Source organism: Nonomuraea sp. NPDC048892 (assembly GCF_040649735.1).
Taxonomy (GTDB): domain Bacteria; phylum Actinomycetota; class Actinomycetes; order Streptosporangiales; family Streptosporangiaceae; genus Nonomuraea; species Nonomuraea maheshkhaliensis.
Genome location: NZ_JBEZFZ010000022.1, coordinates 66,328 through 90,623 on the forward strand (window position 1 = coordinate 66,328; position 24,296 = coordinate 90,623).

Here is a 24,296-nt window from a genome sequence, read left to right on the forward strand (position 1 = left end):
GGAGCGATGACCGCGGACACGCTCGCCTCCCTGCTGCTCGCGCGGGCCGGGGACGACAGGCCCGGGCTCGTGTTCGAAGAGCGGGTGTGGTCGTGGCGCGAGCACGTCGCCGCCTGCCGGGCGGCCGGCGCCCGGCTGTCCGGGCACGGGCCCGGCACGCACGTGGGGGTGCTCAGCGAGAACGTTCCCGGCATGGTGGTCCTCATCGGGGGCGCGGCGCTGGCCGGGCACGTGGTGGTCGCGCTCAACCCCACGCGGTCGGACGCCGAGCTGGCCCGCGACGCCCGCGCGACGGACGTGACCCTGCTGCTCGCCGACGACCCCTACCGCGACGTGGCGCGGCGGCTGTCGCACGAGCTGGGCGTTCCCGAGTTGCCCCTCACCACGCTCGCCGACGCCGACGCCGACGCCGACCCGGACGCCGAGCCGGTCGGCCAGGGCCCGGGAACGACCGCATTGGACGCCCGGCCGGCCGCCCGGACCTCAGGCACCGCAGGCCAGGACGCCGAGCCCGCGGGTCCGGGCAGTGGGGTGCCGGAGGCGGGGGAGCTGGTGATGCTGATCTTCACCTCGGGGACCTCGGGCCGGCCCCGCGCCGTCCGCATCACCCAGCGCAAGCTCGCCGTCCCCGGGGTCAGCCTGGCGGCGATGCTCACGCCGGCGGACGTCGTCTACTGCTCGATGCCGCTGTTCCACTCGGGAGCCCTCATGGCCGCCTACGCCCCGGCGGTCGCCTCGGGGGCCTCGCTGGTGCTGCGGCGGCGCTTCTCGGCCTCAGGGCTGCTGCCCGACCTGCGGCGGTACGGCGGCACGTACCTCCACTACGTCGGCAAGGCGCTCTCGTACGTGCTGGCGACCCCCGAGCGCCCCGACGACGCGGACAACCCGCTCAAGATCGCCTTCGGGAACGAGGGCAGCGCGGTGGCGATCAGGAGGTTCGGGCAGCGGTTCGGCTGCCTGGTCATCGACGCCTTCGGCTCCACGGAGACCGCCATCTCGCTCACCCCCGACCCGTCGGGGCCGCCGGGCTGCCTCGGCCGCCTGCCCGACGGCGTACGGATCCTCGACCCCTTCACCGGCCGTCCCTGCCCGCCGGGACGGATCGAGGACGGCCGCCTGCTCAACCCGGAGGAGGCCGTCGGCGAGCTGGTCAACACGGCGGGGCTCGGGCTGTTCGACGGCTACTACAACGATCCTGCGGCGGACGCGGAGCGGATCAGGGACGGCGCGTTCTGGTCCGGCGACCTGGCCTACCAGGACGCCGACGGCTACGTGTTCTTCGCGGGCCGGGGCACCGAGCGGCTGCGCGTGGACGGCGAGAACCTGGCCGTGGCCCCCATCGAGGCCGCGCTGCGGGAGTTCGCCGGGGTGGTGGAGGCGGCGGTGTACCCGGTGCCCGACGCGGCGGCCGGCGATCAGGTCATGGCGGCGCTCGTGCTGGAGGAGGGTTTCGACCCCGGCGCCTTCGCCGCGTTCCTGGCCGCCCGCCGCGACCTGGGCGCCAAGTCGATGCCCCGGTACGTCCGCGTCTGCGGGGAGTTGCCGCAGACGGCCTCGCACAAGGTCGTCAAGCGCCGGCTCGCCCGCGAGGCGTGGCGCACGGACGACCCCGTCTGGTGGCGCGGCCCCGGAGGCTTCCAGCCGCTGGGCGGCGCGGACGTGAAGGCGATCGAGGAGGAGTTCGTACGGCACGGCAGGCAACACCTCTTGGAGACGTAGTGGATTTCAACCTGGACGAAACCCAGCAGGATCTGAAGAAACTGGCCATCGAGGTCCTTGCTAAGGAGGGGGCCAAGGGAGGAGCCAAGGAAGGGGACGGCGAAGGGCGCGAGGAACGGCTCCGCCAGGCCGGGCTGATGGGCGTGTGCGTGCCGGAGGAGGCGGGCGGCGCGGGGCTCGGGCCGGTGGAGATGGGTGTGGTGCTGCGTGAGGTGGGGGCGCGGGCGGTCGCCGTGCCCGCGCTGGCGACGCTGGCCGGCACGTTGACCCTGGCCCGTCATGGCAGCATTGACCAGCAGCGGCGCTGCGCCGACCAGATCACGCTGGCCCTGCGCGAACCCGGCCGCGCCCTGTCCGACCCGCCTCCGCCAGGCTCACCCCCGCAGGGCCCGTCCGCGCAGGGCCCGTCCGCGCAGAGCCCGTCCGCGCAGGGCCCGTCCTCGCAAGGCCCGCCCCTGGCTGGCTCGCCCCGGACCACCGCGACTCCCGACGGCGACGGGTGGCGGCTGACCGGGCGGAAGGTGTCGGTGCCGTACCCAGGATCGGCGGTCCTGGTCTCCGCCGACCAGGGACTCTTCCTGCTGGACTCCCCGCCCACGACCCCCGAGTTCACCTCCACGGGCGAGCCCGCAGGCACGATCGTGCTGGACGGCGCCCCGGCCGAGCGGGTGGCGGGGCCCGAGGCGGTGCGCGATGCCCGGCTGATCCTCACCGGCGCGGTGGCGGCCCAGGCCAGCGGCGTGCTGGCCGGGGCGCTGGAGCTGACCACGTCCTACATCAGGACCCGCAAGCAGTTCGGGCGGGCGCTGGCCGAGTTCCAGGCCGTCACGATGCAGATCGCCGACGTCTACATCGCCGGCCGGGCCCTGGACGTGGCCATGTGGTCGGGGCTGTGGCGGCTGGGGGAGGGGCTGCCGGCCGAGCAGGACCTGGCGCTGGCCGCGTACCACGTGAGCGAGGCCGTCACGGCCCTGCACACCTGTCAGCACCTGCACGGCGGGCTCGGGCTCGACGTGACCTACCCGCTGCACCGCTACTTCGCCCAGGCCAAGCACCTGTCCCACCTGCTCGGCGGCGCCGACGCCCAGCTCGACCTGATCGGAGCGCTCGTCTGATGCTCATCGACCTGACCCCCGAGCAGCGAGCGCTCCGCGACGAGCTGCGCGAGTACTTCCAGAACTGCCTCACCGCCGACGACCGCGCGAAGATCGCCACTGACCCGTTCGGCGAGGCGTACATGGAGCACTGCCGCCGCCTCGGCCGGGACGGCAAGCTGGGCCTGGGCTGGCCCAAGGAGTACGGCGGAGGCGGCCACGGCCCCCTGGAGCAGCAGATCTTCGCCAACGAGATCGCCCGCGCCGGGGTGCCGTACCCGATCATCACGGTGCAGACCGTCGGCCCCACGATCATGCAGTACGGGACGCCGGCGCAGAAGGAGTTCTTCCTGCCGCGCATCCTGGCCGGCGAGTGCCACTTCGCGATCGGCTACAGCGAGCCGGAGGCCGGCACCGACCTGGCCTCGCTGCGGACGACGGCGGTGCTGGACGGCGACCACTACGTCGTCAACGGCCAGAAGATCTTCACCAGCGGCGCCCACTACGCCCAGTACATCTGGCTCGCCGCCCGCACCGATCCGGCCGCCAAGAAGCACAAGGGCATCACCATGATGATCGCCTCCACGGACGATCCCGGCTACTCGTGGACCCCGATCGTGACCATGGACGGCCGCCACCACACCAACGCGACCTACTACTCCGACGTCCGCGTCCCGGTGGACATGGTGGTCGGGGAGGTCAACAGGGGCTGGGACCTGATCGTCAACCAGCTCAACCACGAACGCGTGACGCTCGGCCCGGCCGGCAACCTGGCCCAGACCTACGACCGCTTCCGCGCCTGGGCCCGCCGCACGGGGCTGGACGCCGAGCCGGACGTACGCAGGGCGCTGGCCAGGGTGTGGAGCGCCTTCCGGACGAACGAGCTGCTCAACTGGCAGGTGGCGGCCAACATGGACCTCGGCTGGCTGGGCGCGCCCGACGCGTCGGCCACCAAGATCTACGGCTCGGAGCGCATGCAGGAGGCCGGCCGGATCGTCGGGGACATCCTGGCCAGGTACGCCGACCCGTCCGACCCCGAGACCGCCGAGCTGCTCGACCGGGTGGACCACGGCGCGAAGGGCGCGGTGGTGCTGACGTTCGGCGGCGGCGTGAACGAGGTGCAGCGGGAGCTGATCGCCATGCTCGGCCTGAACCTCCCGAGGCCGCCCAGATGACGGGCCCGCAGACCGGCCCGCAGACCGGCGCGAAGAGCGGCCAGAAGGCCGGCCCGGTGATCGGCCCGATGACGGACGAGGAGCTGCACGAGCTGGCGGGCAAGCAGGTGGCGCTGGGCGAGATGCGCGGTGCCCCCGCCCCCGACCCGGTGAACATCCCCATGATCAGGCACTGGCTGACCGCCATGGGCGACACCAACCCGGCCTACTTCGACCAGGGCCTCGCCCCGCCCGCGATGGCCCAGGTGTGGACCATGCAGGCCGCCGGGCATGGCCGTTCGCCGGTGGACGACCTGCTGGCCGCGCTCGACGCCAACGGTTACACGGGCGTGGTGGCGACGAACTGCGAGCAGACCTACCACCGCTACGCCCGCGTCGGCGAGCGGCTGACCCCGGCCACCCGCCTCAGCGGCCTGGCCGGCCCGAAGCGCACCGCGCTCGGCGTCGGCTTCTTCGCCACCTGGAACGTCACCTGGTACGGCGACGGCGACGAGCCGGTTGCCGAGATGATGTTCCGCGTCCTGAAGTTCCGCCCCCGCGAACGAGAGCCGAAGCAGGCGGAGACACAACCTGAGCCCGAGCGGCTGCGGCCGTATCCGCTCCAGCCCGCCGTCAACCAGGACACGGCGTTCTTCTGGGAGGGCGCCAAGCAGGGGGAGCTGCGCATCCAGCGCTGCGCCGACTGCGGCGAGCTGCGCCACCCGCCGGGCCCGATGTGCCCGCGCTGCCGCTCGGCCAACCGCTCGCACACGCTCGCGAGCGGCACGGGAACCCTCTACAGCTACGTCGTGCACCACCATCCGCCCGTGCCGGGACGCGAGACGCCGTTCGTGGTGGGCGTGGTGGAGCTGCCGGAGGGCGTACGGATCGTGGGCAACGTCGTGGACTGCCCCATCGGGGAAGTGGAGATCGGGATGCGGCTGAAGGTGACGTACCGTGCCATGGACGACCGGCTCGTCCTGCCCGTGTGGGCGCCGGAGGAGTCATGATCGGCGCCGCGCTGCCCGAGCTGTCGATCGAGCTCACGCCCACCGTGGTCATCTCCACCGCCCTGGCCACCAGGGACTTCACGCCGGTGCACCACGACACGGCGATCGCCCGCGCCCAGGGCTCGAAGGACATCTTCCTCAACATCCTGACCACCATGGGGCTGGTCGAGCGTTACGTCACCGACTGGGCCGGCCCCCGGGCCGTGATCAGGAGCATCGACGTCAAGCTCGGCGTCCCGGCGTACGCGGGCGACCGGCTCACCTTCACCGGGACGGTCGTGGCGGGCGCGGACGACCGGCTCACGGTCGAGGTGCGCGGCCGGGTGAGCCTCGGCGACCACGCCACCGCAACTGTCACCTTGACGTCCGAGGAGGTCTAGTGCGGGCAAGCACCGCCATCGCGGGCATCGGCGCCACCGAGTTCAGCAAGGAGTCAGGACGTACGGAGCTGCGCCTCGCCGCGGAGGCCGTGCTCGCCGCGCTGGACGACGCGGGCCTGTCGCCCGGCGACGTGGACGGCCTGGTCACCTACAGCCAGGACGCCAACCAGGAGATCGCCGTGGCCAGGGAGACGGGCATCGGCGACCTGACCTTCTTCTCCCGGGTCGAGTACGGCGGCGGCGCGGCCTGCGGCACCGTCGCGCACGCGGCCATGGCCGTGGCCACCGGCATGGCGGAGACGGTGGTCTGCTACCGGGCCTTCAACGAGCGCTCGGGCCGCCGCTTCGGCCAGCCGAACGCCGGGCTGACCGGCCAGCCGACCTCGCAGGGGCTGGAGATGAGCTGGCACGTGCCGTACGGGCTGATGACCCCCGCGGCCTGGGTGGCCATGTTCGCACGCCGATACATGCATACCTACGACGCCACCTCCGAGGACTTCGGCCGGGTCGCCGTGGCCATGCGCAGGCACGCCGCCACCAATCCCGCGGCCTGGTTCCACGGGCGGCCCATCACGCTGGCGGAGCACCAGGAGTCGCGGTGGATCGCCGAGCCGCTGCACCTGCTCGACTGCTGCCAGGAGAGCGACGGGGCGGTGGCCCTGGTCGTGACCTCGACCGAACGCGCCCGCGACCTGCGCAGGTCCCCGGCCGTGATCACGGCCGCGGCGCAGGGGGCGGGCGCGGGGCAGATGATGATGACCAGCTACTACCGCGATGACATGAGCGGGTTGCCGGAGATGTCCGTGGTCGGCCGGCGCCTGTGGGAGACGTCGGGGCTGTCGCCCGCCGACATCCGCACTGCCATCCTGTACGACCACTTCACCCCGTTCGTCCTGACCCAGCTGGAGGAGCTCGGCTTCTGCGGGCGCGGCGAGGCGGCGGGCTTCGTCAAGGACGGCGGCATCGAGCTGGACGGTCCCCTGCCGGTCAACCCGCACGGAGGGCAGCTCGGGGAGGCGTACATCCACGGCATGAACGGCATCGCCGAGGCCGTCCGCCAGATCAGGGGCACCGCCGCCAACCAGCTGCAGAACGTCACGAACGTCCTCGTGACGGCCGGTACCGGCGTCCCGACGAGCGGCCTGATCCTGTCCTCCGACTGAGCTCGGGAGCCCGCCCCCCGGGTGAGCCGATGTCACATCGGTCCGGTTTCATGGGTCGAAGCGATGAGACCGGGCCGACCGAGGAATGTGACAGATGCACGACAACGAATCCCTGACCGGCGTCTTCGAGGCGCACCGCGGTCAGCTGCGGGCCGTCGCGTACCGGATGCTCGGCTCGGTGAGCGAGGCCGACGACGCCGTGCAGGAGGCGTGGATCAGGCTCAACCGGGCCGACACCGCCGACGTCCAGAACATGGGCGGCTGGCTCACCACGGTCGTGGCCCGCATCTGCCTCAATCTGCTGCGCTCCCGCGAGACCCGCCGCGAGGAGCCGCTGGCGGAGCGCCTGCCGGATCCGGTGGTGAGCCGGGCCGACGGCATGGACCCGGAGCAGGAGGCGCTGCTGGCCGACTCGGTGGGACTCGCGCTGCTCGTCGTGCTGCAGCGGCTGGAGCCGACCGAGCGGCTGGCGTTCGTGCTGCACGACATGTTCGCGGTGCCGTTCGACGAGATCGCCGCCGTCATCGGCCGCAGCTCCGCCGCCACCCGGCAACTGGCCAGCCGGGCCCGCCGCCGCGTGCGCGGGGCCGCCGCCGGGCGGCCCGACCCGGACCTGGCGCGGCAGCGGGCGGCGGTGGACGCGTTCCTGGCGGCGGCGCGGGACGGCGACTTCGAGGCGCTTGTCGCGGTGCTGCATCCCGACGTGGAGCTGCGCGCCGACTCCGGCCCGGCGGCGGCGATGCCGTGGAGCGAGCTGCGCGGTGCGATCACCGTGGCCGAGCAGGCCGTCATGTTCAGCAATATGTCCGACTACGCGTTCCCCGTGCTGGTGAACGGGGCCGCGGGCGTGCTGCTCGCCAGGAACGGCACGGCGTTCACCGTCGGGGTGCTCACGGTCGTGGACGGCCGGATCAGGTCCATCGACATCCTGGCCGACCCGGCCCGGGTGGGCCGGCTCGACGTGGCCGCCCTGACATGACCGTGCTGACGTGAGCAGTGCCGGGCCCCTGGCCCCCGCGAGGGGGTCAGGGGCTGGTGAAGATCGGCATGGAGAAGAAGACGATCATCGCGATGGCGACGCAGAGCAGGAAGCCGACGGCCTCCCAGATCCAGTCGTGGTGGTGATCCTTCTTGCGGCGGACCATCTTCGGCGGGCGGCCGTTGTCGGGTCGCCGCTTGGGGACGGGACGGGCCCGCACCGGGCGCGGGGCCAGCAGCGAATCCGGCCGCTTGGGGGTCTCGCGCCTGGGCTCGTCCCGCCGGCCGGGCAGCCGGTAGACGGGCTCGTCCGCGGGCCTGGTACCGGGTTTGCCGCCGGACGTGGCACCAGATCTGGTGGCGGGCTTGGCAGCGGGGCGGGCGTCAGGCTTGGCGACGGGCCTGAGGCCGGGTCCGGCGGCAGAACGTGCGGCGGGCCCGTCGGCAGACCTGGAGGCGGGCTTATCGGCGGGCTTGGCGGCAGGCCCCCGGGCGAACCCCAGAGGGGGCTCGTCGGAGAGCACGTCGCCGGGCCACTCGGCGGGTCCGGAAGCAGGCCGGATGGCGGGTCCGGTGGCCGGCTTCGGCCGTGGCTGGAACAGCGGCGCCGCCTCATCGGGCGGTGACGTCCGCTGGAGCACCGGCGCCGGCGGCTGCCGGAACTCCGCCGGCTGAGGCGCGAGCCGCTCGCTGTGCACGAGGACGTCGCCGGTCATGTACGGATCGGGCGCGTCCTTGGGCAGGATCACGTCCCCGGTCGCGAACGGATCGGCCGCCGACGCCTCCGGCGGCGCCATGAAGAACGGCCGCTCCGGCACAGGAGTCCCGGCACCCGGTGCCGACGGCCGGTTCCCCGACGCCCGATTTCCCGGCGGCCGGTTCTCCGACAGGGCGTCCCCGAAGATGCCGGGCGAGTCCAGCACGTCCCGGAAGGGCCGGGTGGAGCCCAGCGGGTCGCGCAGCGTCAGGTCGCCGCCAGGCGTGCGCCGCCCGTAGAGCTTGGGCATCGGGGTCGTGGTCTCTTCGAGCGGCGAGACCCGCGACGAGGCGGGAGGCGTCAGCAGCTCCTGGGGGAAGATCACCGTGCTGGTCGCCGGGTCCGCCTCGGCCAGCGGCTGCGGCCAGACGGGCGGGCTGGGCCAGCGCGGCTTGACGAACATGGGTCCTGGCGCCGCCGTACGCGAGCCGGCGAAGTGGATGCGTACGGCGCCGGGCGGCTGCGGCCAGGGGAGCCGGCCGAGCACGTCGTTGAGCGGCGCGACCTTCAGCGCGCCGAAGACGTCGGCCACCGGCTTGGGCAGCCGGGCCCCGGCCGAGGCGAGCGCCGCTCCCAGCGCCCGCCTGAACCGGTGCCCCGCGCCCACGGCCAGTTCCTCGGCGGTGTCGGGGGCCACGTCCAGCACCCAGGCCAGCTCGGACTTGCTCAGCCCGCACACGGCGCACAGGACGAGCACCTCGCGGTGGTGGGGGCGCAGCTCGCGCAGGGATCGCTCGACGAGCGCGGTGGCCGGGTCGATGAGCGGATCGACGGCGGGCGGGGAGTAGGTGATGTTGCGCCGGTGGATCTCGCGGCGGGCGAAGGCGTAGATGGCGGCACGGGGAGGCACGGTGGCCGGAACGCTGGTGAGCACGGTGACCAGGACGTCGGACGCAGAGCCGAGGTCGCCGAGCTGGTCCGCGCAGTACGCGAACAGCCCGGCGGCGTAGCGGTCGTAGAGCTCTGCGATCAACTCTGCGCGCTGGCGCTGATCGGTGAGCGGCTGAGACACGGGGCCGGTCCTCTTGCAGTGTGCGGACTCTGGGGGTGAGGGGGCGCGTCAGCGTCTTGTGGACTGATGCGTCAGGAATGGTCAGGGTAATCATGCCAACCCTCGTGGTCCGGCGCACTACCAGATCCGGATTTAGTGTGAATATCCCAGGTCATTGGCAGCCCCAAGTGAAGCGTTTAAGGAATACCCGGGGGGACAGAGGCCTGCATATCGCCGTAGGGTGTGGGGTCAAGAGATCATGCGGCGGTCGTGGCAGGGGGCTGCGGCCCTGCCACCGAAGCCCGAAGCGAGAGTTCGCGCGTGATCACATTCGACTCTGTCACCAAACGTTATCCGGACGGAACGGTCGCCGTGGACCACCTCAGCCTTGAGGCGCCCACTGGCGAGATCACCGTGTTCGTCGGCCCGTCCGGGTGCGGCAAGACCACGTCCCTGCGGATGATCAACCGCATGATCGACGCCACCGAGGGCCGGATCCTCCTCGACGGCGAGCCGGTCCAGAGCATCGACCCGCCGACGCTGCGGCGCGGCATCGGCTACGTCATCCAGCAGGCCGGCCTCTTCCCCCACCGGAAGATCGTCGACAACGTCGCCACCGTCCCCTACCTGCTCGGCTGGGACCGCAAGAAGGCCCGCGCAAGGGCCATGGAGCTGCTGGAGCGCGTCGGGCTCGACCCGGCCTTCGCCGGCCGTTACCCGTTCCAGCTCTCGGGCGGCCAGCAGCAGCGCGTGGGCGTGGCCAGGGCCCTGGCCGCCGACCCGCCCGTGCTGCTCATGGACGAGCCGTTCAGCGCGGTCGACCCCATCGTGCGCACGAGCCTCCAGGACGAGCTGCTGCGGCTGCAGAGCGAGCTGAACAAGACGATCGTCTTCGTCACCCACGACATCGACGAGGCGATCAAGCTCGGTGACCGCGTGGCGGTGCTGCGGGTGGGCGGCAAGCTGGCGCAGCTGGCCGATCCCAAGACGCTGCTGTCCGAGCCGGCCGACGACTTCGTCCGCGAGTTCCTGGGGCACGACCGGGGGATCAGGCGGCTGCAGTTCGTCTCCACCGAGGGGCTGCGGATCCGTACCGACCTGACCGTGACGGAGGGTTCAAACGATGGCGCCGGCGAGCCCTGGCTGCTGGTCGTGACCGGCGACGGGCGGCCGGTGGGCTGGCGGTCCGGCGCGCGGCCGTCCGAGCTGGAGCCGTACGGGACCTATGTGCACGGCCGCGACAGCATGCGCGCGGCTCTCGACGCCGCGCTGCTGTCGCCGTCCGGCTGCGCCGTCGCCGTGAACGGCGACGGCAAGGTCGTCGGCGTGGCCACCAGAGAGGCGCTGGACGCGGCGCTGGCGGAGGCCGCAGATGGGTGACGGCCCTCCTTCCATCTGGGAGTGGATCGGGCGCAACTGGGACACCGGGCGGGTCGACAGCATCAGCAACCTGCTGACCGACCACCTCACGATGTCACTCGTGCCGATCGTGCTCGCGCTCGTCCTGGCGCTGCCGCTGGGCCTGGCCTGCGTGCGCTGGCGCTGGCTCTACCAGCCCACCTCGGGCTTCATGAACATCGTGTACGCGCTCCCGTCGCTGCCCGTCTTCATGCTGCTGATCTCGGTGACCGGGCTCTCGCAGACCACGGTGATCATCCCGCTGACCTTCTACGGCATGGCGGTGCTGATCCCCGCCGTGGTGGACGGGCTCAACTCGGTGCCCGACCACGTCCGCCAGTCGGCCGCGGCCATGGGCTTCACGCCGCTGCGCCGGCTGCTCCAGGTCGAGTTGCCGATCGCGGTGCCGGTGGTGCTGGCCGGGATGCGGGTGGTCGCGGTCTCCAGCATCAGCCTGGTCAGCGTGGGGGCGCTGATCGGGCAGGGCGGGCTCGGCGGGCTGTTCACCCGGGCCTACCAGAATCCGTTCATGCCGCCGGTGATCGTCGGCATCGTGCTCATCGTGGCGCTGGCGCTGGTCGCGGACGGGCTGCTGGTCCTGGCCCAGCGGCTGCTCACGCCCTGGGTGCGGGCCAGGAAGGGAACGGCGTCATGAACTGGCTGACCTCCTTCTTCGCCTGGCTCGTCGAGTTCTTCGGCAACGGGGACAACTGGGCGGGCCCGGGCGGCATCCCCGCGCGGCTGCTTGAGCACCTGGAGTTCTCGGCCCTGGCGCTGCTGCTGGCCGTGCTGATCGCCGTGCCGCTGGGCCTGGTGATCGGGCACACGGGCCGGGGCGAGGTGCTCGTGGTCGTCTCTGCGAACCTGGCCAGGGCGCTGCCCACGCTGGGGCTGCTGGTGATGTTCGTGCTGCTGCTGGGCACGGCCTCGATCTGGCCGGTGATCATTCCGCTGGTGCTGCTGTCGGTGCCGCCGATCCTGGTCAACACCTATGAGGGCGTCAAGGGGGTCGATCCCGAGCTGCGTGACGCCGCGTACGGGATGGGGCTGCGCGGCGGCCAGGTCCTCGGCCGGGTGCTGGTGCCGGTGGCGCTGCCGCTGATCCTGCTCGGCTGCCGCCTGTCGGCGATCCAGGTCGTGGCCACCACCACCGTCGCCTCCTACACGGGCCTGGGCGGTCTCGGCCGGTATGTCATCGACGGTTTCGCGACCAAGGATTACGCGAGCGTCGTCGGGGGTTCAGTACTGATTGTGCTGTTCGCACTGGTGGTGCAGCTCTTGTTCGCGCTCGCGCAGAGGGTGGCGGTCTCACCGGGGGTGAGCCAGCGGCTGAAGGTCCGATAATCTCCCGTATTACCTCCCGCTTAGAAGGGAAATGCAACATGAGACGCAAGTACGGCATCGCGGGGGTGCTCCTCTCGGCGATGCTCGCGCTGTCCGCCTGTGGTGGCGGCAGCGGCGGCAGCACCGGGGGCAATCCGCTCGACACGACGAGCGCGGCCCCCACCGGCTCGGCTTCGGGCGCTGGAGGTAAGGCCGTCATCGGCTCCTTCGACTTCGACGAGAGCGTGCTGCTGGCCTCGATCTACGCCCAGGCGCTGGAGGCCAAGGGCGTGCAGGTGGAGGAGAAGCCGCGCATCGGCAGCCGCGAGGTCGTCTACGACCAGGTCAAGGGCGGCGGCTTGACCGTGGTGCCGGAGTACAACGGCAACCTGCTCGCCTTCGTGGACCAGAAGGACACCGCCGTGACCACCGACGAGGTGAACGCGGCGCTGAAGTCGAAGCTGCCGGCCGAGCTGGAGGTGCTCGACTCCTCGCCCGCCGAGGACAAGGACAGCCTCACGATCACCAAGGACACCCAGACCAAGCAGTCGCTGAACACCATCGAGGACCTGGCCAAGGTCTCGAAGGACATGATCGTCGGCGCTCCGCCCGAGTTCAAGAAGCGCTGGGAGGCCCGCTTCAAGGACGTCTACGGCCTGGAGTTCAAGGAGTGGAAGCCCACCGGGCCGACCACGGCCGACGCCCTCAAGGACGGCTCCATCCAGGTCGGCAACATCTTCACCACCGACCCCAAGATGACGGCGAACAACCTGGTCCCCCTCCAGGACACCAAGAACATCTTCGCCGCCCAGAACGTGACCCCGCTGCTGCACAAGGCCTCCGCCGACGACACGATCAGGACGACCCTGAACGGTATCTCGGCCAAGCTGACGACCGAGTCCCTGCTGGAGATGATGCAGAAGATCTCCGTCAACAAGGACGAGCCCGCGACCGTGGCCAAGGAATGGCTGACCTCCAACGGCCTGGGCTGACCCCCGCCGCGCGCGTGAGGGCCCGCACGGGCCCTCACGCCCCGTCGCCGGGAGCCGTCCGATGAGTTCCGCCGAGAACTTCACCGGGAGCTTCACCGAGGCGATGGCGCAGCTCGCCGCCGGGGTGGCGGTCGTGACCGCGCGCGACGGGCGCGACGACATCGGCACCACCGTGACCGCGCTGATGTCGGTCTCGCTGGAGCCTCCCCTGGTGCTGGTCAGCCTGGCCTCCGCGGGCTACCTCACCGAGGTCCTGCTCAGGCAGGACCGCTGGGTCGCCTCCCTGCTGTCGTCGGGGCAGGCGGCCGTGGCCAGCCGTTTCGCCACCGCCGGACGGCCCAGCGCCCGGCTGCTGGTGGCCGGCACGCCGCACCATCGGGGGGAGTACACGGAGGCGCTGGTGATCGAGGGCGGAGTGGCCGCGATCGAGGCCGAGACCACCAGGGTGGTCCCGGCCGGGGATCACACGGTCTTCGTCGCCGCCGTCCTGGACGTCGCCTACGTCGATCCGTCACTTCAGCCGCTGGTACGCGTACGCGGCCGCTACCGCTCGACCACCTGACGCCCACCGGGCTCAGCGGATGTCAGCGGATGACGTACCAGGACGGCAGGAGCAGCGGGCCGCCGGCGGCGGGCAGGCCCAGCTCGGCCGACAGGCGGGCCAGCGGCCCCCAGGCGTCCAGCCGGATCCTGGCCAGCGCGGCCGACTTGTCCTCGCTGGAGTCGGGCCCGCGCAGCCGCTCGATCACGTTGAGCCTGGGGTAGGAGCGCACGGGGGCGTCGTCGGCCAGCCCGGCCCGCTTGCGCGCCAGGGCCAGCGCGTCCTCCAGCCCGCCCAGCTCGTCCACCAGGCCGTTGGCCCGCGCGTCCGCGCCTGTCCACACCCGGCCCCTGGCCAGCTCGTGGGTGCGCTCGCGGCTCAGGTTGCGGCTCGTGGCCACCTTGCCGGTGAAGTCGTCGTAGATGCGGTCGAGCCAGGCGTTGATCCGTTCCCACTGCTCGGTGGAGAAGCCGCGCGTGGTGGAGAACATGCCGGCGTTGGCGCCCTCTGCCACCATCTCCGAGGTGACGCCCAGCTTCTCCAGCAGCTCCGACAGGACGGGCTTGCCGCCGTAGACGCCGATCGAGCCGGTCAGCGTGCCCGGCTGGGCGATGATCACGTCGGCGGCCATCGAGATGAAGTAGCCGCCGGAGGCCGCCAGGTCGCCCATCGACACGATGACCGGTTTGACCTCGCGCAGCAGCGTGACCTCGCGCCAGACCGTGTCGCTGGCCACGTAGGAGCCGCCGGGGCTGTCGACCCGGAACACCACGGCCTTGACGTGCTCGTCGCGCCTGGCGGCGCGCAGCGCGGCGCTGATCGTGTCGGAACCCATGGCCCCGCCCCCGCCGAGCGGGCTGCGCCCGCTGCGACCGGTCCTGATCATGCCGGTGGCGTGCACGAGCGCGACCCCGTCGGCCGTCGGGTTGGGCAGCTTGCGTACGGCCGCGCCACGGGCGTAGCGGGCGACGTACAGCAGGTGGGCCTCGTCGCCCGCGGCCCGCTTGACCTCGTCGTAGACCTCGTCCCGGTAGGCCAGCCCGTCGACCAGCCCGGCCTCGTGCGCCTCGGTGGCCGTGAACGGGCCCCGGTCGATCAGCTCGCGCACCTTGCCAGGGTCGAGCCTGCGGCTGTCGGCGATGCCCGCGACGAGGCTCTCGGTGATCGACTCCACGATGCGGCCCATGGACTCGCGGTGCGGCTCGGTCATGCGGTCCTGGGTGAAGGTGTTGGCGGCGGTCTTGTACTCGTGCCGCTGGCCGACCTCGTAGCCGATGCCCAGCTTGCCCAGCGCGCCCTTGACGAAGCGCTGCTCCACGGCCACGCCGGTCAGCCCGACGTCGCCGCTGGGCTGCAGGTAGAGGCGCTCGAAGGCGCTGGCCAGGTAGTAGGGGACGGTGCCGCCGCCGAACTCGCCGAACGTCTCGCCGAAGGCGACGGTCAGCTTGCCCGAGGCGCGGAAGTGGATCACGGCCTGGCGCAGCTCCTGCACCATGGCCAGGCCCAGCGGGTTGCCGCCGATCTTCACCACGAGCGCCTTGACGCGTGGGTCCTGCCTGGCCCGGCGCAGGCCCGACAGGACGTCGGCCAGGCGGGGCTTGCGCATGGACAGCAACGCGGCGACCGGGTCCGCCGGCGGGCCTTCCGTGAGGCCCTCTGTGAGGTCGAGTTCCAGCACCAGCGGGGCCGTGCGCCGCTGGCGAAGCTTGCCGACGGTTTCGAAGATCGCCTTGCCTGCGTCCATAAAAGCCACCCTAAGCGACACATTTCGAAAACGGTCCGCCCGACGAACCGAGGTCGTCCGGCGGGCGGGAAGTCCCCCGCCCGCACCTGTCATATCGTGATGACGACCTTCCCGGAGGCATGTCCCTCCTCCTGGTACCTGACCGCCTCCACGGTGTCCGCGAACGCGTACGCGCGATCGACGACCGGCGTGACCTGCCCGCTCTCGATGAGCTCGGTCAGCTCGCGCAGGTTCCGCCGGTTCTCGGCGTTGCCGATCACTTGGGTCACCATCGCCTTCTGCGAGGCGAACATCGACGCCGCGACCATCGTGAACATGCGCCCGGCCGGCTGCACCCACCGGCCCGCCGCCGCGCCCAGCATGACGCAGACGCCCTTGCGCTTGAGCACCCGCCGGCACTCGGCGAACGAGCGGTTGCCCGCCACGTAGAGGATCGCGTCGTAGGGCGGCCCCATCCGGGTGAAGTCCTCCTTGGTGTAGTCGATCACCTCGTCCGCCCCGATCGACCTGACCAGGTCCACGTGGCGGGTGCTGCACACGCCGGTGACGTGCGCCCCGTACGCCTTGGCGAGCTGCACCGCGAACGTGCCGACGCCGCCCGAGGCCCCGTTGACCAGGACGCGGTGGCCCGGCCCGACCTTGGCGTCGTCGCGCACGGCGAGCAGGGCCGTGCAGGCGGCCAGGGGCACCGCCGCGGCCTGCTCGAACGACAGGTTCCGCGGCTTGGGCGCCACCTGGCGCTCAGGGACGCTGACGTACTCGGCGAACCCGCCGCCCTCGGGCAGGGCGAACACCTCGTCGCCGGGGACGTACTCGGTCACCCGCTCGCCGACCGCCTCCACCACCCCGGCCACGTCCGCACCCAGGATGGGCTTCTTCGGCCGCAGCCCGAGGCCGCCGGGCATGACGCGGGCGACGTACGGCTCGCCGCGCATGCCGTGCCAGTCCCAGGGCTGCACCGAGGTGGCGCGGATCCGGATCAGGACCTCGTGCGGGCCGGGGGCGGGGGTGTCGACGTCGGTGAGCCGGAGGACGTCGGGGGAGCCGTATGAGCGGAGAACGAACGCCTTCATGATGCCTTCCCTTCGTTGGCGGGCCCTCAGTGTGTGCGCCGGTCGCGGGCCGGCGGAACGGCCGAAAGTACGAGCTCTCGACCGGCTGATCGGCCCATGGGGAAGGGGTCTCAGGGCCGATGAGCGGGGGCGGGTCCGGCGGTCACCATCGAGGCATGCACAGGAAACGGAGAGCCGGATGGCTCGCGCCCACGGGGTTGATCGCACTCAGCGCCGTCCCCGTGCTGGCCGGCGCCGTCCGCATGAACGAGATCGTGAGCGGCGCCCCGATCACCCCGGCCAACGCCCGCTTTCTCACCTTTCCCGCCCCCGTGACCGTGCACATCGTGGCCGTCACCCTCTACACCGTGCTCGGCGCCTTCCAGTTCGTCCCCGGCCTGCGGGCGCGCAGGCCCCGCCGGCACCGCGCGGCGGGGCGGCTCCTGGTGGTGGCCGGGCTGCTGGCGGCGCTGTCGGGGCTGTGGATGACGCTGTTCTCCGAGGTGCCGCCGGCGGACGAAGGACTGCTCGCCTGGTTCCGGCTGGTGTTCGGCTCGGGCATGCTCGCCGCCCTCGTGCTCGGCTTCCGCGCCATCCGGCGGCGCGACGTGCGCCGCCACCGCGCCTGGATGACCCGCGCGTACGCGATCGGCCTCGGCGCCGGCACGCAGGCGCTGACCCAGGGCCTGTGGCTGGGCTTCGCCGGCCCGCCGGACGACGTCACCAGGGCGCTGCTCCTCGGGGCGAGCTGGGTGATCAACCTCGCGGTGGCCGAGTGGATCATCCGCCGCCGCCGTGGATCCAGGCGGCTCCCGTCGCCGGTCAGCCCTTGACGCGGTCGGTCTCGTACGCCCACATGGCGATCTCGACCCGGTTGCGCACCCCGAGCTTGGTCATCAGGCTCGCGACGTGGCTCTTGACCGTGCTCAGCGAGATGTGCAGCTCTTCGGCGATCTCGCTGTTGGTCCGCCCGCGCGCCACCGTCACCAGGATCTGCTCCTCCCGGTCGGTGAGCGGCTCGATCGGCTGCACGCGCGGCCCGGAGGGAGCGGCGCCGGCGAAGGCCGACAGCAGCCGGGCGGTGATGCTCGGGGCGATGAGCGCGTCACCCCTGGCGGCGGCGCGGATCGCCTGGCCGAGCAGGTCGGGGCCGGCGTCCTTGAGCAGGAACCCGCGGGCGCCCGCCTGGAGCGCCGCGTAGACGTACTCGTCCAGGTCGAACGTGGTGATGACGACGACGGCCATCGGGTTGGCCACGTCGGGCCCGGCCAGGAGGCGGGTGGCCTCGATGCCGTCGCAGCGGGGCATGCGGATGTCGAACAGGCACACGTCAGGACGTAGCCGCCTGGCCAGCTCGACGGCCCGGCGGCCGTCGCCCGCCTCGGCGACGACCTCGATGTCCGGCTGGGCGTCCAGGATCATCCTGAGCCCGGTGCGGGCGATCTCCTGGTCGTCGGCGACGATCACCCGGATGGGGGCGTCCGCGGGGTCGCCGGTCGCGCTCATGCTCATGTGCTCCTCGGGGAGACGTCGTGCTTGGGGGTCCTGGGCAGGACGGCGGTGACGGTCCAGCCGCGCCCCGGGTTGGGACCGGCCTCGCAGGTGCCGCCGAGCAGGTCGGCGCGTTCGATCATGCCGAGCAGCCCGTACCCGGGCGAGGGCGTGGGCCTGGTGGCGGTGCTGTCGCCGTCGTCGCTCACCCGCAGCCGTACGGAGGCGTCGTCGGCGGCGACCCTGACCTCGATCCTCGTGGCGTGCCGGGCATGGCGGCGGGCGTTGGTGACCGACTCCTGGGCGATGCGGTAGACGGCGGCGCCCACCGAAGGGGGCACGCCGTCGAGGTCGCCGTCGATCAGCACCTCCACGGCGGGACCGACCTTGGGCCGCCCGGCCAGCTGCTGGAGGTCGGCGAGGTGGGGGTTGGGGGCCAGCTCGGGCATGTCCCCGCCTCCCGGCGCCCGGTCGTGGCGCAGGACGCGCACCATGGCCCGCATCTCGGCGAGCGTGCGCGACGCCTCGGCCTCGATCACGCGCAGCGCGTCAACGGCGGCGTCCGGATGGGTGGCGGCGGTCGCGATGCCGGCCTGGGCGCGGATGGCCATGGCCGAGACGTGATGGGCGACGGTGTCGTGCAGGTCGCGGGCCAGTTGCTCGCGTTCGAGCAGTTTGACCTGGTCGAGCTCGCGCGCCCTGGCCCTGGCGCGATAACGGAAGGCGCCGCCCAGGGCGAACGCGGCGAACACGACGGTGAAGGCGCCGATGATGTCGGAGGCGGCGAGCTGCCCGGGGACCGTGGCGACCTGCCCGGTGAGCGTGGACGTGGTCACCGCGGCGGTGATCAGCCCCAGCCCGAGCGTCATCTCCCGGCCGGACCCCCACCGGGCCAGCGCGTAGAGCAGGATCACCATGTACGCCACCGAGCTCATCTCGGCCGGGTCGGCGCCGGTGACGTTCTGGATCAGGCCCGTGACGACGACGGGGATCGCCAGGCAGGCCAGCGGGTGGGTGCGCCGCCATAACAGGGTCGGCAGCATGACCAGCGGATAGACGATCGAGAGCGGCCGCCACAGCAGGTCCGTCCGCAGGATGCCTTCGAGCACGATGGCCAGCGCGAACAGCCCGACGAGCGCCCAGTCGCGCCACACCCTGCGCGGGGCGCCGGGCGGACGGGGCTCGTCCCACACGGAGCGGAGGAGGCCGTGCACGCCCTCATCGTACGAGAGCGGGCCCCGGCCCGGCGCGGGGGAGCGCCCGCGCCGGGCCGGCGGTGACTACCTGTCGCGCAGTGCCGCCCAGACGTCGATCCGCGGCGTGGTGACCTCCGTGCCGGCGCTGGTGTAGGCGATCGGCTTGCCCGTGCGCCGCAGCGCGGACACGAGCTGGTCCACCGAGGCGGTGCGCCGCTTCTGGCGCAGCACCGCCAGCGCGCCCGTGACGTGCGGGGTGGCCATCGAGGTGCCGTTCAGCGACGCGTACGTGTTCCCGGCGATGGCCGCGGTGATCGCGACGCCCGGCGCGAACACGTCCAGCAGCGCGCCCCTGTTGGAGAAGGCCGCCACCGCGTCCTGCTTGTCCGTGGCGCCCACCGCGACCGTGTTCGAGACGCACGCGGGCCACGACACCGAGTCGTCGAAGCCGTCGTTGCCCGAGGCCACGACCGTCGCGGCGCCCTTGGCCATGAGCTTGTCCACCTCGGCCTTGAAGTCGGCCCCGTCGCCCTCGTCGCAGGCCACGTCGTACTTGCCGCCGCCCAGGCTCAGGTTGACCGCGGCGATCTTGTACTGGTCGGCCAGCAGGTCGGCGTAGGCCATGCCGGTCAGGATGGAGGAGTCGTAGGCCAGGATGCAGACGGGGCGTCCGGCGCAGTAGGGGGAGCTGTCGAAGCGGCTGAACACCTGGACCGGCACGATCCTGGCCTTGGGGGCGACGCCGTCGGCGGCGAACTCGGCCGTCCGCTGACCGGCCGCGATGCCGGCCACGTGGGTGCCGTGGTAGCACAGGCCGTACTGCGGCTGCGGGGCGCCCGTCGTGCACGCGGTGCTCTCCGCGTCGGCCGCGCCGTCGCCGATCTGGAACTGGCTGCCGTTCGGGCACAGCGGGGTGGAGCCGTCGACGGGGTCGGCGGCCGAGAAGCACGCCTGGGCCACGATGCGGTCGCCGAAGGCGGGGTGGTCGTTGTCGATGCCGGAGTCCAGGATGGCCACGGCGGTGCCCTTGCCGGTGAAACCGGAGCGCCGCGCCCGGTCCGCGCCGATCAGCGGGATGCTCTGCACCAGCGTGGGCTCGTTGAGCTTGTCCCTGCGGATCGAGACGACGTCCGACTGCCCGGCGATCTGCTCCAGCTCGGCGCGGGTGCCGCGGTAGACGAAGAAGTCGAGCTTGGCGGCGATCTCGGAGGGTGGCTGGGCCTCCACGTTCTTCCTGTCCCGCTTGACCGCCTCGGCGCTGGACTGCACCGCCTGCACCTGGGCGGCCCGGTTCACGTGCACGATGGCGCGGTGCTCGCCGCTCGCGGTGATCGCGGGGTCGATCTTGGACTCGGGGTCGGCCAGGGCGGGCGTCGCGATGAGCGTCGCCGAGGTGGCGGCCAGCGCGATGGCGCCGGCCAGCAGAGACGAGAGTCTCAACCGTTCCTCCGGAGGGGGTTCGGGGGGAGTTGTCGGGAGAAGTGTAGTAATTCGACTTGTGGGGTCAGAGGGAAAGGTGGGTTTTCACGCGAAAGGCCGGACGGTCGTCCCGCCCGGCCCAGGAAGGCGCGTGATCAGGCCTGCGGGTTGGTGGCGGGGGTGGCGCCGGCGGTGGCCCGCTCCACGTCGATGCGCGCCGTGGTCACCTGGGTGCCCGCGGCGTTGAACCGGATCTGGGCGCCGGTGTCGCGCAGCCGCTGCAGGCTCTGCTCGACCGTGTTGTTCGGGAACGCCTGCCGCATCAGCGCGAACGCCCCCGCCACGTGCGGCGCGGCCATCGAGGTGCCGTTCTTGTCGCCGTACGCGTCGTCGGGCACCGAGGAGCGGATGGCCACCCCGGGCGCGAACAGGTCGAGCAGCGGCCCCCGGTTGGTGAACGAGGCGAGCGCGTCGGAGTCGTCCGTGGCGCCGACCGTGATCGCGGTCGAGACGCAGGCGGGCGCGGAGACGCCGTTCTCCCAGCCGCTGTTGCCCGCCGCCACCACCGGGGCCACGCCCAGGCCCACCAGCGCGTCGAACTCCGGCTTGACCGCCCCCGCGCTCGGATCGGTGTCGCACGCCTCCGCGTACGCCCGCCCGCCCCCGAGGCTCATGTTCACCGCCGCGACGTTGTGCGTCCGCGCCACCCTGGCCACGTATTCGAGCGCCAGCTTCTGGTCCGAGGTGTAGCTGAGGAAGCACGGCGTGGGGCCGCCGCCGACGCCGCAGGTCAGCGGGTCGTCCACGCGGCTGAAGACCTGGATGGGCAGCAGGCGGGCCTCGGGGGCGACGCCGTTGGCCGGCGCTCCCGTGGTCAGCCGGCCGGCCGCGATGCCCGCCACGTGCGTCCCGTGCGAGCAGACGTTCGCGCCGTCCACGGTGCACTGCGGCGTCTCGACGTCGGCCGCGCCAGGCCCGGTCTGGCTGGGCTGGTTGTTCGGGCAGAGCGAGACCGTGCCGTCACTCGCGTCGGAGGAGGAGAAGCACGCCTCGTCCGCGATCCGGCCGGCGAAGAACGGGTGGTCGCGGTCGATCCCGGTGTCGAGCACCGCGACCGTGGTGCCGGTGCCGTTCCAGCCGGCCTGGTTGGCCCGGTCCGAGCGGATCACGGTGGTGCTCACGTCGAGGTTGGGCGCGCTCAGCTCGTCCTTGTAGACGGCCTTGACCCGGTTGTCCTTCTTCAGCTTGGCCAGCGTCCTGTCGTCCACCTCGGCCACGAAGAAGTGCGGCGACTGCGCCGCCTCCAGCACCCGGCCGCCCTCGGAGGCCATCTCCAGGTCATTGGCCACAGCCTGGACGCTCTGGCCTGGTTTGAGCTGGATGATGGAGCGGACCTTGTTCTTCTTCTGGATCTCCGAGACGAGCGCAGGGCTGATGATCGGGTCGCCGGTGTCGGCGGAGTCGGCTTGCAGGGCCGGAGCGGTCCAGAGCACGGCTGATGTCACGGACAGCGTCAGGACGCCAGTGAGCAGAGACCGTAGCCTCACTTTTTCCTCCCGGGGCTGGAGCCGTGAAGCATTTTTCCGGCTTCCGGCTGCGTACAGCCGTTTACATCCCCCCGTGTGACAAGTGTGATGTCAGTGACGTATGTAGCCCAGAGAAACGTTGGAGGCTTTTTTGCCTTAAAGAGCGAGACGAGAGAGGGCCGGTCAGATTCGACCGGCCCTCTCCGGAGTTATCGCTTATTTCACTGATTTGAGGACGTTCTTCGTCGCCTTCTTCAGCGCCGCCGCGGACGGCTTGGCGCTGAGCCGCACCTTCTCGCCGGCCGTCAGCGACGTGGTGCCGTTCGTGCCGTGTGCCCAGTTCAGCCAGGCTGTCAGCAGCGCGCCGTCGAGCTTGGCCTTGCCGGTCTTGCCGCTCTTCAGTACGCGGTACGCCTTGCCCAGCGACGACGCCTTCGTCAGCTCGGGGAAGACCTTGCTGGACTTGGCGATCAGCTTCAGGTAGCAGGTGAGCGTGGCGTCGGGGATGGAGCCGGTGCTGCGGTGCAGTTCGATCGCCCATTTCTGGGCCGTCAGCTTCTTGGCCGCCGTGCCGCGCGTGCACACCGCGGACACCGGTGACGCCGTGTGGGTGACGGTCACCGTGACCGTGACCGTCGGCAGCGGGACCGGGCTGACCGACGACGTGGGCTCGGGCTCAGGCTCGGTGCCCGGGTCGGGGTTCGACGAGTCATCCGGCTCGGGGCTGGGGCCGCTGGTGTCGCCGGGGCCCGGTTGCGTCGGGGACTGCGTGATGGGCGGCTGCTGCGCCGTCCCGGCCAGGGCCGCCGCCAGGTCCAGGCGCGGCGTGGTGACCTGGGCGCCGTTGGAGTCGTACACGTACGGGCGGCCCGTGCTCTTCAGCTTCTCGATCAGCTCGGCCATCGGGACGTCCGGCGTGGCCGCCTTCATCAGCGCCAGCGCGCCGGCCACGTGCGGGGTCGCCATCGAGGTGCCGCTGTAGACGGTCGTGGCGTTGTCCGGCACCGACGACTCGATGTCCACGCCGGGCGCGAACAGGTCGAGCAGCGGGCCCCGGTTGGAGAAGTCGGCGACGGCGTCGGAGTTGTCGTTGGCGCCGACGGCCACCGCCGAGGAGACGCAGGCCGGGTGGGAGACGCCGTCGAAGAACTCGTTGCCCGCGGCCACCACGGTCGCGATGTTCTTGGCCAGCAGCGCGTCGATCTTCTCCTTGAAGACCGCGCCCTCCTCGGTCCCGTCGCAGTTCGACTCGTACAGCATGCCGCCCAGGCTGAGGTTGACCGCGGCGATCGGCCGGTTCAGCGTCCCGACGTAGTCCAGCGCCTCGCGCAGCGACGACTCGTACGCCATCAGGCACGACGGCTCGCCGCAGAGCTCCTCGTCGTTGATCCGGCTGAACACCTGCACCGCCACGATGTTCGCGCCGGGCGCCACGCCGCCGGTGCCGGCCGCGATGCCCGCCACGTGGGAGCCGTGGTCGCACATGTTCACCGTTCCGGCCAGGCACTTCGGCGTGGTGGCGTCGGCCGCCGCGCCGTCGGTCTGCTTGTTCTGCCCGTTCGGACAGAGCGACTCGACACCGGCCTCCTCGGTGGCGGAGAAACACGCCTGCGCCACGATGCGGCCGGCGAACCACGGGTGGTCCGGGTCGATGCCGGTGTCCAGCACGGCCACCGCCTGGCCGGCGCCGGTGAAGCTCTTCGCGTGCGCCTGGTCGGCGCCGATCAGCGACAGGTTGGGAGTGACGTCGGCCGGCAGGTACGTACGGTCGCGGTGGATGGAGGAGACCCGGGGGTCCTCGGCCAGCTTGGCCAGCTCCTCCGCCGTGCCCTCGACGACCATGAACGACTGGCTCAGCGGCTGCAGCACCACGTCCACGTTCTCGGCCGCGGCCTGGGTGGCGACGGGGGCGTTCTCGGCGGGGTCGGTGAGCTCGACGATGGCCCGTTCGGTGCCGCCGTCCACGCCTAAGCCCGCCTCCACCTTGCTCTCGGGACCGGACGGCTCCTCGGTCGGCGTCGTCTCGGCCGGCGGCTCCTCGGCCGGTGGGGTCTCCGCCGGCGTCGTCTCGGCCGGAGGGGGCTCCTCGGCCGGTGGCGTCGGCGTCTGGGACGTGCCCGGCGTGGGGATGAGCGTCGGGTCCTCCGCGTAGGCCGGAGCCGACAGCGGCAGCAGGGCCAGGACGATCGAACTCACGATCAAGGGGCGGAATCGCACGCGTCCTCCGAGGGGGATGATCTCGGAGTTTAGGGCGATTTGCCCGACACGCACAGGCCCCTAGGCCGGTTTCTCACGGAACTTTCAGCCGCCGCACCTCAAACGTTCAGCCCGAAACCGCCCAGCCCGAAACCGCCCAGCCCGCAGACGT

At 71.9% G+C, this 24,296-nt stretch carries 21 protein-coding genes; 13 read left to right on the forward strand and 8 right to left on the reverse strand.

Annotated features, from left to right (window positions below; genetic code table 11):
- The first annotated feature begins 6 nt into the window (after positions 1 to 6).
- The 7 genes from AB0C28_RS43225 to AB0C28_RS43255 all read left to right on the forward strand — a co-directional run bounded on the left by AB0C28_RS43225 (position 7) and on the right by AB0C28_RS43255 (position 7,499).
- Complete coding sequence (locus AB0C28_RS43225; protein ID WP_358081564.1) at positions 7 to 1,719, forward strand: AMP-binding protein; 1,713 nt, start codon at positions 7 to 9, stop codon at positions 1,717 to 1,719.
- Positions 1,719 to 2,834 (forward strand): acyl-CoA dehydrogenase family protein, encoded by a 1,116-nt coding sequence (locus AB0C28_RS43230; RefSeq protein ID WP_358081567.1) that lies wholly within the window; start codon positions 1,719 to 1,721, stop codon positions 2,832 to 2,834. The genes AB0C28_RS43225 and AB0C28_RS43230 overlap by 1 nt, the downstream gene beginning before the upstream one ends.
- Positions 2,834 to 3,988 (forward strand): acyl-CoA dehydrogenase family protein, encoded by a 1,155-nt coding sequence (locus AB0C28_RS43235; protein WP_357848727.1) that lies wholly within the window; start codon positions 2,834 to 2,836, stop codon positions 3,986 to 3,988. Before AB0C28_RS43230 ends, AB0C28_RS43235 begins: the two co-directional genes overlap by 1 nt.
- Entirely contained in the window at positions 3,985 to 4,977 is a 993-nt protein-coding gene (locus AB0C28_RS43240) for a bifunctional MaoC family dehydratase N-terminal/OB-fold nucleic acid binding domain-containing protein (RefSeq protein WP_358081570.1), read from the forward strand. Before AB0C28_RS43235 ends, AB0C28_RS43240 begins: the two co-directional genes overlap by 4 nt.
- Complete coding sequence (locus AB0C28_RS43245) at positions 4,974 to 5,357, forward strand: MaoC family dehydratase (RefSeq protein ID WP_357848720.1); 384 nt, start codon at positions 4,974 to 4,976, stop codon at positions 5,355 to 5,357. Before AB0C28_RS43240 ends, AB0C28_RS43245 begins: the two co-directional genes overlap by 4 nt.
- A complete protein-coding gene (locus AB0C28_RS43250) occupies positions 5,357 to 6,520 on the forward strand; it encodes a lipid-transfer protein (RefSeq protein ID WP_358081573.1) in 1,164 nt (387 codons plus the stop codon). Before AB0C28_RS43245 ends, AB0C28_RS43250 begins: the two co-directional genes overlap by 1 nt.
- A 94-nt stretch (positions 6,521 to 6,614) precedes the next feature.
- Positions 6,615 to 7,499, forward strand: a complete 885-nt coding sequence (locus AB0C28_RS43255; RefSeq protein WP_358081576.1) for a sigma-70 family RNA polymerase sigma factor — start codon at positions 6,615 to 6,617, stop codon at positions 7,497 to 7,499.
- Positions 7,500 to 7,545: 46 nt separating this feature from the next.
- Here AB0C28_RS43255 and AB0C28_RS43260 read toward each other — a convergent pair whose 3' ends face one another.
- Entirely contained in the window at positions 7,546 to 9,267 is a 1,722-nt protein-coding gene (locus AB0C28_RS43260) for a hypothetical protein (RefSeq protein WP_358081579.1), read from the reverse strand.
- Positions 9,268 to 9,567: 300 nt separating this feature from the next.
- Here AB0C28_RS43260 and AB0C28_RS43265 point away from each other — a divergent pair, with 300 nt between their 5' ends.
- The 5 genes from AB0C28_RS43265 to AB0C28_RS43285 all read left to right on the forward strand — a co-directional run bounded on the left by AB0C28_RS43265 (position 9,568) and on the right by AB0C28_RS43285 (position 13,521).
- Positions 9,568 to 10,626, forward strand: a complete 1,059-nt coding sequence (locus AB0C28_RS43265) for an ATP-binding cassette domain-containing protein (RefSeq protein WP_357848708.1) — start codon at positions 9,568 to 9,570, stop codon at positions 10,624 to 10,626.
- Positions 10,619 to 11,299 carry an ABC transporter permease subunit gene (locus AB0C28_RS43270; protein WP_358081581.1) on the forward strand — a complete coding sequence of 227 codons (681 nt, stop codon included), beginning with the start codon at positions 10,619 to 10,621 and terminating at the stop codon, positions 11,297 to 11,299. The genes AB0C28_RS43265 and AB0C28_RS43270 overlap by 8 nt, the downstream gene beginning before the upstream one ends.
- Complete coding sequence (locus AB0C28_RS43275; RefSeq protein WP_357848702.1) at positions 11,296 to 11,988, forward strand: ABC transporter permease; 693 nt, start codon at positions 11,296 to 11,298, stop codon at positions 11,986 to 11,988. Before AB0C28_RS43270 ends, AB0C28_RS43275 begins: the two co-directional genes overlap by 4 nt.
- Before the next feature lie 38 nt (positions 11,989 to 12,026).
- On the forward strand, positions 12,027 to 12,959 hold the full coding sequence (locus AB0C28_RS43280; RefSeq protein ID WP_357848699.1) for an ABC transporter substrate-binding protein: 933 nt from the start codon (positions 12,027 to 12,029) through the stop codon (positions 12,957 to 12,959).
- A gap of 61 nt (positions 12,960 to 13,020) precedes the next feature.
- Complete coding sequence (locus tag AB0C28_RS43285) at positions 13,021 to 13,521, forward strand: flavin reductase family protein (protein WP_358081584.1); 501 nt, start codon at positions 13,021 to 13,023, stop codon at positions 13,519 to 13,521.
- 22 nt (positions 13,522 to 13,543) lie between these two features.
- On the opposite strand, the gene sppA is transcribed toward AB0C28_RS43285, so the two are convergent.
- Both sppA and AB0C28_RS43295 read right to left on the reverse strand, forming a co-directional pair.
- Positions 13,544 to 15,244, reverse strand: a complete 1,701-nt coding sequence (gene sppA / locus AB0C28_RS43290; RefSeq protein ID WP_357848694.1) for a signal peptide peptidase SppA — start codon at positions 15,242 to 15,244, stop codon at positions 13,544 to 13,546.
- An 89-nt stretch (positions 15,245 to 15,333) separates the two neighbouring features.
- Positions 15,334 to 16,317: an NAD(P)-dependent alcohol dehydrogenase gene (locus tag AB0C28_RS43295; RefSeq protein WP_358081587.1), complete on the reverse strand. Its 984-nt coding sequence runs from the start codon at positions 16,315 to 16,317 to the stop codon at positions 15,334 to 15,336.
- Positions 16,318 to 16,472: 155 nt separating this feature from the next.
- On the opposite strand from AB0C28_RS43295, the gene AB0C28_RS43300 reads away from it, so the two are divergent.
- The gene (locus AB0C28_RS43300; protein WP_358081589.1) at positions 16,473 to 17,129 is read left to right on the forward strand and encodes a DUF2306 domain-containing protein; all 657 of its coding nucleotides are present in this window, start codon (positions 16,473 to 16,475) and stop codon (positions 17,127 to 17,129) included.
- On the opposite strand, the gene AB0C28_RS43305 is transcribed toward AB0C28_RS43300, so the two are convergent.
- The 5 genes from AB0C28_RS43305 to AB0C28_RS43325 all read right to left on the reverse strand — a co-directional run bounded on the left by AB0C28_RS43305 (position 17,119) and on the right by AB0C28_RS43325 (position 24,124).
- Complete coding sequence (locus AB0C28_RS43305) at positions 17,119 to 17,802, reverse strand: response regulator transcription factor (protein WP_358081592.1); 684 nt, start codon at positions 17,800 to 17,802, stop codon at positions 17,119 to 17,121. The two genes, AB0C28_RS43300 and AB0C28_RS43305, sit on opposite strands and share 11 nt — an antisense overlap.
- A gap of 2 nt (positions 17,803 to 17,804) precedes the next feature.
- Positions 17,805 to 19,001, reverse strand: coding sequence for a histidine kinase (locus tag AB0C28_RS43310; protein ID WP_358081595.1), 1,197 nt, complete (start codon positions 18,999 to 19,001; stop codon positions 17,805 to 17,807).
- A gap of 66 nt (positions 19,002 to 19,067) precedes the next feature.
- Positions 19,068 to 20,423 (reverse strand): S8 family serine peptidase, encoded by a 1,356-nt coding sequence (locus AB0C28_RS43315; RefSeq protein ID WP_358081597.1) that lies wholly within the window; start codon positions 20,421 to 20,423, stop codon positions 19,068 to 19,070.
- A 134-nt stretch (positions 20,424 to 20,557) separates the two neighbouring features.
- On the reverse strand, positions 20,558 to 21,949 hold the full coding sequence (locus AB0C28_RS43320; RefSeq protein WP_357848676.1) for a S8 family serine peptidase: 1,392 nt from the start codon (positions 21,947 to 21,949) through the stop codon (positions 20,558 to 20,560).
- A 195-nt stretch (positions 21,950 to 22,144) separates the two neighbouring features.
- Complete coding sequence (locus AB0C28_RS43325; RefSeq protein ID WP_358081599.1) at positions 22,145 to 24,124, reverse strand: S8 family serine peptidase; 1,980 nt, start codon at positions 24,122 to 24,124, stop codon at positions 22,145 to 22,147.
- Positions 24,125 to 24,296: the final 172 nt, after the last annotated feature.